Origin of the sequence: Pseudoalteromonas sp. BSi20480 (assembly GCF_000241365.1) — a bacterium.
GTDB lineage: Bacteria > Pseudomonadota > Gammaproteobacteria > Enterobacterales > Alteromonadaceae > Pseudoalteromonas > Pseudoalteromonas marina.
In genome coordinates this window covers 62,377-76,085 of record NZ_BADX01000002.1, presented here as the reverse complement: position 1 = coordinate 76,085, position 13,709 = coordinate 62,377, and the positions used below count along the sequence as shown (strand labels likewise).

Here is a 13,709-nt window from a genome sequence, read left to right as displayed (position 1 = left end):
TTTTTTTTACATATTTTCGCCATTATTTTCTCATATTTGTTTAATCTTTATGTCAATAAAACAAAGCTTTATTGTCATATTTAAAAATCATACTGTGCCCGTTTTCATAATAAACCATCAATAAAATCAAACGGGACAACAATGTACGCTTTAAAAAGTAAATCGATTTTGAGCATGGCCATTGCCATGGCGGTATCAACATCTGCTTATGCTAACGACGAAACCACTATTGAAGAAGTAACGGTTGTGGCAAAGCCAACTAGTTACGCTAATAATGTGATTGAACCTGCCATGTTAGAGCAGCAAAGCACGGTTTCAAGTGTGTTGTCAGTCATTGATAATTTGCCAGGCATTAGCATAAATGAAGGCGACGCATTTGGCGGTGACGATTGGTCTACCACAATTACGATGCGTGGTTTTAGTATTGACGGGAATCAGCAACAGTTAGGTATGACAGTTGATGGCATTCCTAATGGTGGCTCTAACTATGGCGGCGGTGCAAAAGCAAACCGCTACTTAGACTCTGAAAACCTTGCAACCGTTGAAGTAGGTCAAGGTACGTCTGATATTAAATCGGCTTCACTTGAAGCACTTGGCGGTACATTTAACTTTGTCAGTAAAGCACCAAGCCTTGAAAAAAGCACTACTTTTGCTTACACGTCGGGCAGTCACGATGCTACACGATATTACTTAAAACACGAAACGGGTACATTGTTTGATAACACCCAAGCTTACGTTAGCTACTCACAAACTGATACTAGCCGTTGGATTGGTTCGGGTAGCAATGGTGGTAAAGATAACCAGCACGCTGAAGCTAAATTTGTTACTACATTAACGGATTTAACCATTACCGGGCGTATATCATACGATGACGTAAGCGAAACAAATTACAACAGCGTGAGTCTAGCCCAATTTGAGCAAACACCAGACTGGGATCAACTAACGTGGAATTGGACGGGTGTGCCGCATTTTGACCAAATGTTTGCAGAAGGTTGGGGTACACTTCGCGAAAATACGTTAGCGTATTTAAAGTTTGAGTACGCTATTTCGCCAACGTCATTACTTACTGTTAGCCCTTATTATCATAAAAATTCAGGACGTGGCGATTGGATCCCACCTTACCTAACAACCCCAGTTGATGAAAATGGTAACCCAACAGCCGAAGGTGGCTCAAATGCAGGGTCTTACGGTTTTACCGACAGTGAAGGTAATCCGCTTGCACCCAACGCAGATTGTACAGCTAGCTTAAGTTGGCCATGGGAGTCTGGCCCGGGGTTAAACCCTGCGTGTTACGATGCAGGTGCAACACCGGTTATGTCGTATCGCCATACTCATTACAATAAAGATCGCTTAGGCGTAACAGCACATTATGCCGCTACATTTGGTATGCACGACATAGAAGCGGGCTTTTGGTATGAACAAAGTGACCGCGACGAATCGCGCGATTGGCACAAAGTGATAGATGCACGTATTTATCATCACTACGACAGCACGCCTTACTGGACTCAATATAAAAATACCTTTGAAGCCGATACACTAAAATGGTACGCACAAGATTCAATGGCATTTGGCGATTTAACGCTTAACGTAGGCGTCAAAAAATACCTCGTTGATATTGAAAAGTTCGACCATTACCAAAATGCAACAACTGCAAAAGTAAACAGTGACTCAGATATACTGTTTAGTGGTGGTATTGTGTACCAGTTAAATAACTCAACAGAGCTATTTACTAGTTATAGCGAAAATTTTGCAGCTATAAAAGATGGAGTGCTTGAGCGCGACAGCTCTGATTTGTCAGCCATTGAACCAGAAACAGCTGAAAATATTGACTTAGGTGTTCGTTACCAAAATGATGCTCTTAAACTCACCGCTACAGCTTATTCAATTGAGTTTGATAACCGTATTACCTTTATTGCACCTGGCAGTGATACTGGCGGGATTGACTATACCATAGGTACTAATGGCTCATACTTAAATGTAGGTGGTATTGAATCACAAGGGCTAGAGCTTTCAGCAAGTTACATGCTTAGCCCTGAGTGGAGTTTTTACAGCTCGTATACAAATAATAACTCAGAGTACAAAGGGGATGCGCCTGGTTTTGAAGCCGGTGAAAAGGTTATAGACTCAGTGGATGACTTATTTGTGCTTTCTACCGATTATTACAGTGGCGATTTTCGCTTTGGTTTGTCAGCTAAATACACCGGTGAGCGTGGCGACGTAGATAGCTACACTGTGCTTGATTTAAATGCGGGTTACGCAGCACAAGTTGATGCAGGGCCATTTAAAGCTATCGATATTGCTTTTGTTGTTTATAACGTAACAGATGAAAGCTACTTAGCCGGCGGCACAGGTAATGGTTCGACTTACTTTATAGGCTCGCCTCGCACTGCGGCAGTTACCTTTACAGCTACGTTTTAAGCAATCAATTACGTAAATATAAGCCCGTCACTTTGATGGGCTTTTTATTTAATGTGAGGTGAAAAATTCATGCATAAAATATTAAAAGTATTATTGGCGAGCTTTATTTTACTTGCTAGTTCTGTGTGTGCGGATGACGCAAACGTTGTGCTTGTGACCCTTGATGGCGTGCGCTGGCAAGAAGTATTTAGTGGTGCTGATAAAAATCTTATTAGTAATAAAGACTTTGTTAAACAGCCGAGCGATTTAAGTAATGAATTTTGGGATGAAAATCCACACAAGCGTCAGCAATTATTAATGCCTTTTTTAACGCAAGTAGTGGCTAAACAAGGCGTGATTATTGGCGACAGAACAAAGGGATCTACAATGTCGGTTAGTAATCCGTGGTATTTTTCGTATCCCGGTTATAACGAAATCTTAAGTGGCGAAGTAGATGAAAATATTAACAGTAACGATAAAGTGTATAACCCAAATAAAACTATTTTAGAGCGTTTAGACGCGCAAGCTGAATTTAAAAACAGCACCGCGTTATTTGGTAGCTGGGATGTGTTTCCGTACATTGTAAACACCAAGCGCAGTAACGTATATGTAAATGCAGGGTTTATGCCTATTGCAGAGGATTTATTTGCAGATGCCCCACTTTTAAATGCACTGCAAAAAGAAATCCCCAGCCCGTGGGTAAATGTTCGATTAGACAGTTTTACCTACCGTTTTGCCAAAGCCTACATGTTGGCTAAACAACCCAAGTTACTGGTAATTAGCTTAGGTGAAACAGATGATTTTGCCCACGATGGTCATTACGATGCTTACTTAAAATCAGCGAAACAAAGCGATGCATTTTTAAAAGACTTATGGCAAACCATTCAAAGTACCCCAGGTTATAAAAACAAAACAACGCTTATTATTACTACTGACCACGGCCGAGGTACTCATGCAAGCGATTGGCAACACCATAGCTCTAAACAGGCCTTAGCCAATTCACCGCAAGGTAAAAGGGCATTCCCAGAGGGAATTGTTGGTTCGGAGCATATTTGGCTTGGCGCAATGGGCCCTGCCATTAAAGGAAATGGCCTAATAAAAATTAAAAATGTTAAACAAGCGCAAATTGCCGCTACAGTGCTTGCGGCACTTGGTCAGCAACCACATATAATAAACCCCAATATGGCACCCGCTATTAAAGAGATTTTAAAATGAAAATGTTATTAAACCCTATTTTATATTCAACGCTTGCGTTGGTTGTTAGTGCAAGCGCGATGGCTGCACCATCAAAAATATTGTTTGGCTCGTGCGGGCATCAAGACAAAGATATCCCAATATTCGACACCATAAACAAAGAGCAGGGCGATCTGTTTATATTTTTAGGCGACAATATTTACGGCGACACCAATGACATGTCAGTGCTTGCTAATAAATATCAAAAGCTAGGCGCAAAACCCGGCTTTAAAACCCTAAAAGAAAACACACCTATTATTGCAATGTGGGACGATCACGATTTTGGTCAAAACGATGCAGGAAAAGAATACCCTCACAAAGAAGAATCGCGACAAATTATGCTCGACTTTTGGGGCGAGCCTAAAAACACAGAGCGTAGAACACGCTCAGACGGTATTTATACCTCGTATATGTATGGTGAAGGCGAGCAAACGGTGCAAGTGATTATGCCCGATTTACGTTGGAACCGTGACACACTTAATCATGTAAGCGAGCTTGAATATTACACCAAGCGTAAATTAAACAACCAAGGCCCTTATAGCCCAACAGAAGTTAAAGGCGCATCAATGCTAGGTGAAGCGCAATGGCAGTGGCTCGAGCGCGAGCTTAAAAAACCTGCTGCTATTAAGCTTATTGCATCAAGCTTGCAGTTATTGCCTGATTTTACAGGCTGGGAGTCATGGGCAAACTTTCCAGAGGATCGAGACCGTTTATTTACGTTAATTAAAAAACATAAAGTAAATGGCGTGGTGATCATTAGTGGCGATACGCATTGGGGGGAAATATCTAAATACAAGCAAAACCTAGATTATCCGCTTATTGAAATGACCAGCTCAGGTTTGACTGAAAAATGGAAAGACGTTAGCCCAAATAAGCATCGCGTGGGCAATTACACGCACAATGTAAACTATGGTGATTTAAGCATTGATTGGAAACAACCCGACCCAGCTATCTCATTAAAACTCAAAGGGATTGACGGCAAGGTCATTATGCAAAGTAACTTTGGCCTTTCAAGTATTAGCCCTTATAAATAAGAGCGTGATATAAATAATAAACGCACAGTGATTAAAAAGTGATTAAAGTAAGTTCTGCGCGTTTATTTTTTGTTTAACTACCTTCTAACTTGCTGTTTTATTAACGTCATTTTCCCCTTATTGCTACCCCTATAATTGAAAATATCTTACACTGGTTTTACTTCAAGTAAGGACAGTGTCGTATGCTCAATATTATTCAATCAAACCGTATGGAAGCCCTGCAGGCACAGTTTCATCAACTGTTAAAGGTAAGCCCATTGCAAAGCCCGTTCGATAAAGAAGTGGTGCTGGTGCAATCTCCGGGTATGTCGCAGTGGCTAAAAATTGGCTTGAGTGAGCATTTAGGTGTTGCTGCACAGGTTGATTTTCCGTTGCCATCGAGTTTTATTTGGCAACTTTATCAGCAGCTATTACCTAATGTGCCTAAAGAGTCGGCCTTTAACAAACCTAACCTTGCATGGAAATTATTTTCAATTTTACCCACTTGTATTGACGAACCGCTTTATTTACCCCTAAAAACCTACTTAGAGGGCGATATTGATGGCCAAAAAACCTTTGCTCTATGTGAAAAAATAGCCGATGTGTACGATCAATACCTAATGTATCGACCGCATTGGATAGCAACTTGGGATAGTGGCAATGATGAACTTGATGACGTAGATGTCACCATTGCACCATGGCAGCCTGATTTATGGCGCCGAATTGTAAAATTAAGCAAAGCGCTAGGCCAAAGCCAATTTCACCGTGCAAATATGCAGGGGCAATTACTTGCTGCGTTGGAAAATATGGACAACAGCTTATTACCCAAACGCATTAGTTTATTTGGTATATCAGCCATTGCCAATTCTCAGCTTGATGTGTTTGAAGCATTGAGCAAAAAAACAGAGGTGTTTTTATTCTTTTTTAACCCGAGTGAGCATTACTGGGGTGACATAATTGACGAAAAAACAGCGGCTAAAATAAACGCTAAATACGCCAAAATGCCGCTAGTAGAAGCGCAGCAAAAAAAACAATCTAACCCAGATGAAGACTATTACTTTATAGGTAACCCACTTTTATCGTCGTGGGGGAAGTTAGGTCGCGATTATTTTGAACAGCTAGTGCAACTTGATGCCCGTTGGATTGATGGCTTTATAGATGCTTTTGACACTACCTTACTTGGGCAAGTACAAAGCGAAATTTATCAGCTTGCGTTTAAAGGGGAGTCGCTTACCGATAACAAAGAATGGTTTATAAACGATGAAGGTAAATTACCAGTAAGTGCAAACGATACCAGTATTACCCTTAGTGACTGCCATACACCGCTTAGAGAAGTTGAGCGATTACACGACTACTTACTTAATTTGTTTAACCAAAACCCTGCGCTTACCCCAAAAGACATTATTGTAATGATGCCCGATGTAGGCACATACAGCCCCTATATAGAAGCTGTATTTGGTGGTGCGCAAGGCAGCCGCTATATTCCCTACGCGTTAGCTGATTTAGCCATAGAGCAAGAGAAACCAGTACTAAGCTCGTTTGCCAGCTTAGCTAACTTACCGTTCTCGCGGTTTGGCGTATCAGATATTTTAGATTTACTCCAAGTAACTCAAATAGCTGAAAAGTTTGGCCTTGAAGCGCACGAGTACGAACAAATACAGTACTGGCTTGAACGCGTAGGTGTTAAATGGGGCATCAACGCCGAACATAAGCACAGTTTTGATTTACCCGCCATTGAACTAAATACATGGCAGCATGGTTTAAACCGTTTATTACTGGGTATTGCCATGCGCGACGAGCAATGCCCATTTAATGGTATTTACAGCGCCGACGAAGTAGAAGGAATGGCGCTTGATACGCTTAATAAGCTGGTAGACTTTATCGATGTGCTTCAAAACTTTAAAGCTAAGCTTACCCCCGATGACACCCTCACTAATAAGGCACAAATTTTAAGCGAGCTACTTGGCGCTGTTTACGAGAGTGAAAGCGACGACAGTTGGGATTTATTAGTGCTGCAAAAAGTGCTAGAAGATATTCAAAAGCACCACGATAACGGTGACTACAATCAAGCGGTGTCGCAGCGCATAGTTAGCTATTTAATAAAACAGGGTATACAAGAAAAAGGCGTCGGTCAGCGATTTTTAGTGGGGCAAGTAAATTTTTGTACGCTTATGCCCATGCGCGCCGTGCCATTTAAAGTAGTGTGCATGCTAGGTTTAAACGACGCTGACTACCCACGTAATGTGCAGCCTATTGGGTTTGATTTAGTACCACACTCTAAAAAACAAAAAGGTGACCGATCACGAAAATTAGATGACCGTTACCTATTTTTAGAGGCGCTACTTAGCGCCCGTGAAAATCTTTACATGAGCTATATTGGCCGTTCCTGCTTTGATAACCAACCTCGTATGCCATCAACCCTGGTGAGCGAGTTATTAGAATACATAGGGCGTAGTTTTACGCTGGGTGACGACTCATCTAAAGCATTACCGGCATGTTTGATTAGCCAGCAACACTTGCAACCGTTTAATAGCCACTACTACCAAGATAATAAAAATAGTACCGTGCTTAATGATCAGAGTTATAACCCAATTTGGTTGCCAAATGAGCCCATATTACCAGAGCCAGTTACCGCACTTGATGTAAAACCACCTGAACAGTTAGAGCTTGATGTATTTATTCGCAGTGTTTGCAGCGCACAAGAGAGTTTTTACAATCAAACCTTGGGTTTACGTTTGCCGCAATTTAACGAAGTAGCAAAAGATGAAGAGCCATTTAGTATTGATGCGCTGCGCCGTTACTTTTATTTAGACGAAATATTAGAAGCCACAATTAACGATACGCCAATGAGTACTGAGCAAATTTTGCAACGCGGCGAGTTACCGCAAGCGAATGTGGGAAGTTTAGTTTTACAAAGCATGCAACACCGCGTTGACGCGCTTGCAGGGCAGGTGAAAGAGCAAATAAAAGCGGGTAAAAGTGAGCCTATAGAGGTGTCGTTTAATATTCAAGGAACACAAATTCAGGGCTGGCTTAACCATATTTTTATGCAAAAGCAGGTGTTTTACCGCAGCGCCAGTATTAAAGCCAAAGACATGATTAGGGGCTTTATTTATCACCTTGTGTCACAAAGTTTGGGGCATAACCTCGAAACTTTATTACTTGGGCTTGATAAACAAATTAGTTTTGCGCCTATGGGCAAAGCTGACGCTGATTTAATTTTGGCAGATTGGTTTGAATTATACAAAGCACTGCGCAAAGAGCCTGTGGCGTTTTATCCGGTAAGTGGGTACGAATACATAAAAACGGGTGGCGATATGGCAAAAGCGATGAATAAATTTAGTCCGCAATACATAGGCCGAGGTGAAGGTGAAAACCCCTACATTAGATTAACGGTGCAATCACTTAACGACTGCCAAGACGAGTTTATTAGCTGGAGCGAAAAGCTACTTACGCCGTTATATGAGCATGCTAAGGAGAGCGACCATGCAAGCGCTTAATCCACTTACTATGCCACTCAAAGGGCAAAGTTTAATAGAAGCCAGTGCCGGAACGGGTAAAACGTATACCATTACCGGGTTATATTTACGCTATTTACTTGGCATGCAAATACCGGGTGAGCTTAATGCTCCTTTAAGCGTAGAACAGATTTTGGTAGTAACGTTTACCGACGCTGCTACTCAAGAAATCAAAGATCGTGTGCGTAACCGTATTATTGCAGCCAGAGATGCATTACTTGGGCAAAACCCAAACGATGAGTTAATTGAAGGCGTAATTGCCGCAGTAGATGACAAACACAGCGCCTTTGATTTACTGGACGCTGCCGCAAAATCGATGGATGAAGCCGCTATATTTACGATTCATGGCTTTTGTCAGCGAATGTTAAAACAACATGCGTTTGAGTCGGGTGTGGCATTTAATTTAGAGTTTATTTTAGACGAGCGCGACATACTGCTCGAAACAATAAAAGACTTCTGGCGTTCGTTTGTTTATCCACTGAGTGAAGACAGAACCGATGCTATTTTAGATGTATTTTCAGCACCCGAGTCTTTATTTTCTCAAGTAGCCAGCATTTTAAATAAAGCCAATGCGCACATAACACCGCAAATAAACTTAGATGATGTATGGCAAGCTCGTGATGAATACCTAGCTCTCATCCCACAGTTTAAAAAAGATTGCCAAGAACACGCATTTACTGATGCTATTAAAGGCTCAGGCCTAAGTGGTGCTAAAACACCCGCTCGCAAAGCAAACCTTGCAGCGCTTGATGCATTTTGTGCAAGCGGTGACATGTTTTTTGAGTTTGGTACCAATAAGTATTCGTTTGAAATATGGAGTACCGAGAACTTAAGTGACACCACTAACTATAAAAAAAATCAGCCTTTGTTTACGCATCCATTATTAAGTCAGTTTGATACCTTATCAGCGCTTAACAACACCATGAACCAAGGTTTAAAAATAGCGTTGGTACAAGAAGCTGCACGCTGGGTAAAATCAGCCATTGTTAAGCGTAAGCAAGAGCAAAGTGTGATCACCCCCGACGACTTACTCACTAATTTATACACTGCACTTAATAATGAGCAAGGTGATGTGCTTGCGCAAAAAATTGCGCAGTTATTTCCGGTTGCTATGATAGATGAGTTTCAAGACACCGATCCGATTCAGTATGGTATTTTTAGTCAAATTTATGGCCAAGCCAATACTACACTTGCCATGATAGGCGATCCTAAACAAGCTATTTACGGTTTTAGAGGCGCAGATATATTTACGTATATAGGCGCAAAAAAGGCGGTAGACGAGCCTCAACAATTTACACTGGGCACTAATTTTCGCTCAAGCAGCGATATAGTAAACAGCGTAAATAGTTTATTTAGCAAACACGACAACAGTTTTATTTATAACGATGTGATTCCGTTTAATAAAGTGAGCGCTAAGGGTAAAAAAGCAGATGAATCGTTTTTAATTGATGGTAAACCGGCCAACGCCTTTGAATTTAACGTGTTTGTAGATGAAGCCGCCGATGAAAAAAATAAACCCACCAGTAAAGGATTAGGGCAAGCACACCTAGCCACTTACTTTGCGAATAAGATAGTCACTTTATTAGAACACGCTAAACAAGGCACAGCGTGCATAGGTAAAACGCCAATAAGTGCGGCAGACATATGTATTTTGGTGCGTGACCGCGTTGAAGCGCAAATAATGAAAAAGGCTTTGAGCGAGGCTAAAATTGCCAGTGTGTATCTATCCCGCGACAGCGTGTTTAGCCAAGAGTTGAGCCATCATTTACTTAATTTTTTAACTGCATTACATGGTCAATATGACGAGTCTTTACTTCGTGGTGTGCTCGCAGGACCGTTATTTTGTTTAAGTTATAACGATGTATACGCTCTTGCCGATAACGAAAACGCTTGGCAAGAGCACTTAAACTTTTTTGCTCAGCTTAGCCATATTTGGCATAAGCAAGGGGCAATGGCCATGCTTGAGCGATTACTAAGCCATAATCAGTTAAGTGCTAAATGGCAAGGTTTAGGCTACAACGTGGAGCGGTGGCTTACCGACTTTAGGCACCTTGGTGAAATATTACAGCAAAAGCAAATTGAGCTTGAAGGCACATTACGCTTACTACGCTGGTTTGCGCAAAAGGTGAGTCAACAAGATGGCGAAACTGTTCAAGTACGTTTAGAAAGTGATGCCAACTTAGTTAAGATTGTGACAATGCATGCTTCAAAAGGGCTCGAATATCCATTGGTATTTATGCCGTTTGCCAGTGGTTATCGTGAAACTAAAGAAGCGCTTTATCATAAAAATGGCAAACTTATTTATGATTTAAGTAAGGATGAAGACGCACTCCAGCAAGCTGAAAAAGAGCGCTTAGCCGAAGATTTACGTTTATTGTATGTAGCGCTTACGCGCGCAGTGCATTTTTGTGCGCTGGGTGTTTATAACATAGGGCAAGGGCAAAGTAGTCGGTTAGCAATTCAAAGTAGTGCGCTTGGGCATGTGCTGTTCTCAGAGCTCGAAATTTCAAGCAGCCAAATATGGCGAACACATTTAAGTGAGTTTTGCGACAAGCACACATTTATGTGTTATCAGCAATTTACCTCTGAAGAATTACGCCAACAGGGAACCTTACAGTTTGCTAATACCGAGGCTGCTCAGCAAATTCTGAGTGTAAAAAATAGTAAGGCGCACATAGAACGAGATTGGCGTGCAACCAGCTTTAGTGCATTGAGTTTTAAAAAGCACAGCGATGAATTAGCCCCAGGGCGAAGCGACGAAGATCACGAGAAAGACGAGTTTGCCGTTCAACAAGACGAACTCCCTTCACCTTTTAGTTTTCCTAAAGGGGCAAAGCCAGGAAGCTGTTTACACGAAATTTTTGAACAAATTGATTTTACAAGTCCCGTTGCTCACCCCACAAACAGCGAGCAAAATTTGTCACAGGTAATTAAACAGGCCTTTGATAAATATCACATTAGCGACACATGGCAGCCAATTGCCCAGCAGTGGGTGCTCGATGTACTTAATTGCCCATTGAATGCTCAAACTGATTTAAGTTTAAGTAAGCTAGCGCCCAGTGACTGCTTAGTCGAAATGGAGTTTAATTTACCGCTGACTAGTTTAAGTGCCCCCAAGCTTAACGAAGTGCTAATTAAACACTTTGGCTTTGTGCAAAGTAAGCTGGATTTTTCTCATGTTAAAGGGCTTTTAAAAGGCTTTGTAGATTTAATATTTTGCTACCAAGGGAAATATTATATTTTAGATTATAAATCTAATTACTTAGGTAATACGCCTAAAGATTATGAACCCGAGCAGCTAGAGCAAGCCATGAGCAGCCATCAATACCATTTACAGTATTTAATATATACCGTAGCGCTGCATAGGCTATTAAAGCAACGCATTAGTGACTACTCAATTGAGCATCACTTAGGAGGCGTGTATTACACCTTTTTACGTGGCATGCCAGCAGGGCAAGGTGTTTTCTTTAATCAATTGACACTAGAGCAAGTAACTATCTTAGATGGCTTATTTAGCCAGGAGCCATGCTATGAGTGAGTTAAATCAACAGCCGGGTTTATTTGACGCGCTAGAAGACGACGTTGAACAGGCGCCTTTAGCGTATGAGCAACAGGCAGTATCTAATAGCGTGGTTACTGAAGTGCCGTTACTGGATTATTTACTGGGCGAAAATAGAATACGCGTCGTTGATGTAAAACTTGCGCAGTTACTCTCAAATACGGATGAAAGAACACATAATGAGCTTTTTTATATTGTATTGTTGTTATGTATAGCCCAACAAAGCCAGCACAGTTGCTTAACATTAAACACCATAGATTGGGCCAATCCGTTTAATTTACGTCAAAGCGACTTTAATAAAGTTGAAGGGAATATTCCCACTACGTATAGCCCATTTGTGCAAGGGTTTAACCAACAAACCGCGTTAACCTACTTACAAAATCATCAAAGCGTTGGGGATGCCAAACCACTTCAGTTATTTGACCAACGCCTTTATTTTTCGCGTTTGGCAGCTTACGAGCACATACTTGCAGAGCGGCTATTAGCCATGAGTGAGCGAGCGCTTAATATTGATAGTCAAACTCTTACTGCTTTATTGCAGCATTATTTCCCAGAGCCCCCCGTGGCCGACGTTGACTGGCAAAAAGTGGCGTGCGCCATTGCAGCAACTAAAGGGTTTAGTGTAATAACTGGTGGGCCAGGAACAGGTAAAACAACCACAGTAACTAAGTTGCTGGCTATATTGCAATCGCTTTACAAAGCAGCGCCATTAAGCATAAAGCTGGTGGCACCGACGGGTAAAGCTGCGGCAAGGCTAAGTGAGTCTATTTTAGGGGCTAAAAATCAGCTAAGTAGTATACCCGACGATATAAAAGCGCTGATCCCTGATACCGCGCAAACTATTCATCGCTTATTGGGGGTAAAACCTTTTACTAATAAATTTAGACATACTCAAAGCAACCCTCTGCACTTAGATGTGTTAATTATTGATGAAGCAAGCATGGTGGATTTATCGCTAATGGCGAAATTAATTGAAGCTTTGCCTGCTCATGCTCGATTAATACTGCTTGGTGATAAAGACCAACTTGCCTCGGTTGATACAGGCAGCGTTATGAGCGATTTGTGCCAAGGGCTTGCACTTGGGCGCACACCAAACTACTCAAAGCAACGGTGTGATGAATTAAATGCGCTTTGTTTTGATGATCAGCCCACATTAACATCACAGGGAAATAGCCTATTTAAACTAGCCGATTGCATTGCCTTTTTACAACGCAGTTACCGCTTTGACGCTAAAAGTGGCATAGGGCAACTAGCATTGGCAGTTAATACAAATAATAGTGGCTTATTAAATTATGTAGAGCAGGAAAGTGTTGAAGGGCGTTTTAGTGATGTTATTTTGGATTACGACTTTATAGGTAAACCAATAGAAAACCTAGTAAATCGAGCAGCCAAACATTATGCACACTATTTAAATTTAATTGCCCAAGGTGAGAGTGTAGCCAAAGTGCATGCTGCGTTTGCAGGTTATCAATTACTGGCCGCAGTAAAAGAGGGAGGTTACGGCGTTAATAGTTTGAACCAACGCATCGAACGGACCCTGCAGCAACAAGGGTTAATAAACGTAAACCCAAACCAGCGCCACTATAGTGGTATGCCCATAATGGTTAGCCAAAACGATTACCAATTAAAGCTCTTTAATGGCGATATTGGTATTTTAATGAATGACGAAGTTGGGCAGCTTAAGGCTATATTTATTGACGAGCAGGGCAGCACACGTGCATTTTCACCGGCCCGTTTACCCGCCCACGACAAAGTGTTTGCAATGACAATACATAAGTCTCAAGGGTCAGAATTTAGCTATACCGCAATGGTTTTACCGCCATTACAGCAGGCAAGTTTTGGGGTTAATCGCCAGCTTGTTTATACCGGAATTACCCGTGCTAAACATACTTTTGAGTTAGTTGCCGATAAAAAGGTACTGCAGTTAGCAATGAACAAAACTGTATCGCGCTCATCTGGTTTATATGAGCGGTTACAAGTGAAATAACC

The 13,709-nt window shown here is 41.5% G+C and carries 6 protein-coding genes; all 6 read left to right on the top strand.

What is annotated here, in order from left to right; all coding sequences use genetic code 11:
- Positions 1 to 141 precede the first annotated feature (141 nt).
- Positions 142 to 2,418: a TonB-dependent receptor domain-containing protein gene (locus tag P20480_RS16800; protein ID WP_008126450.1), complete on the top strand. Its 2,277-nt coding sequence runs from the start codon at positions 142 to 144 to the stop codon at positions 2,416 to 2,418.
- Between the two features lie 69 nt (positions 2,419 to 2,487).
- Entirely contained in the window at positions 2,488 to 3,612 is a 1,125-nt protein-coding gene (locus P20480_RS16805) for an alkaline phosphatase family protein (protein WP_008126448.1), read from the top strand.
- The gene (locus P20480_RS16810) at positions 3,609 to 4,664 is read left to right on the top strand and encodes an alkaline phosphatase D family protein (protein ID WP_008126446.1); all 1,056 of its coding nucleotides are present in this window, start codon (positions 3,609 to 3,611) and stop codon (positions 4,662 to 4,664) included. The genes P20480_RS16805 and P20480_RS16810 overlap by 4 nt, the downstream gene beginning before the upstream one ends.
- A 182-nt stretch (positions 4,665 to 4,846) precedes the next feature.
- Entirely contained in the window at positions 4,847 to 8,143 is a 3,297-nt protein-coding gene (gene recC, locus P20480_RS16815; RefSeq protein WP_008126443.1) for an exodeoxyribonuclease V subunit gamma, read from the top strand.
- A complete protein-coding gene (gene recB, locus P20480_RS16820) occupies positions 8,130 to 11,699 on the top strand; it encodes an exodeoxyribonuclease V subunit beta (protein ID WP_008126442.1) in 3,570 nt (1,189 codons plus the stop codon). Before recC ends, recB begins: the two co-directional genes overlap by 14 nt.
- Entirely contained in the window at positions 11,692 to 13,707 is a 2,016-nt protein-coding gene (gene recD, locus P20480_RS16825; protein WP_008126440.1) for an exodeoxyribonuclease V subunit alpha, read from the top strand. The genes recB and recD overlap by 8 nt, the downstream gene beginning before the upstream one ends.
- The last annotated feature ends 2 nt before the right edge of the window (positions 13,708 to 13,709 follow it).

Coding starts and splice junctions, on each gene's coding strand:
- P20480_RS16800 (WP_008126450.1), top strand. CDS start 142: ATGTACGCTTTAAAAAGTAAATCGATTTTGAGCATGGCCATTGCCATG.
- recD (WP_008126440.1), top strand. CDS start 11,692: ATGAGTGAGTTAAATCAACAGCCGGGTTTATTTGACGCGCTAGAAGAC.
- P20480_RS16810 (WP_008126446.1), top strand. CDS start 3,609: ATGAAAATGTTATTAAACCCTATTTTATATTCAACGCTTGCGTTGGTT.
- recC (WP_008126443.1), top strand. CDS start 4,847: ATGCTCAATATTATTCAATCAAACCGTATGGAAGCCCTGCAGGCACAG.
- recB (WP_008126442.1), top strand. CDS start 8,130: ATGCAAGCGCTTAATCCACTTACTATGCCACTCAAAGGGCAAAGTTTA.
- P20480_RS16805 (WP_008126448.1), top strand. CDS start 2,488: ATGCATAAAATATTAAAAGTATTATTGGCGAGCTTTATTTTACTTGCT.